The sequence below is a fragment of the Angustibacter sp. Root456 genome (genome assembly GCF_001426435.1).
In the GTDB taxonomy this organism is placed as follows: domain Bacteria; phylum Actinomycetota; class Actinomycetes; order Actinomycetales; family Angustibacteraceae; genus Angustibacter.
Genome location: NZ_LMER01000016.1, coordinates 1 through 225, shown reverse-complemented (window position 1 = coordinate 225; position 225 = coordinate 1). Strand labels below are relative to the sequence as shown.

At 72.0% G+C, this 225-nt stretch carries 1 protein-coding gene; it reads left to right on the top strand.

Annotated elements, in window-relative coordinates:
- The coding region (locus ASD06_RS09895; RefSeq protein WP_056676548.1) for a DUF222 domain-containing protein at positions 1-225 on the top strand (225 nt) is incomplete at both ends.

Sequence of the window (225 nt, the reverse complement as noted above, 5' to 3'; positions counted from 1 at the left end):
GACCGCCTCGCCCGAGACGAGCGAGCCCAGGAACGCAAGCGGTCGTTCGTGATGGCCACCGACACCTCGGGCATGACGTTCGTCCAGGGCCTGCTCACCAAAGAGTGCGGGGCAGCACTCAAGGCCGCCCTGGACGCCTGGTCCGCCCCCCAACCCGCCGAAGACAGCACCCTGGACCCCCGCAGCCCCGGCCAACGCCGCCACGACGCCCTGCAGCACCTCGCC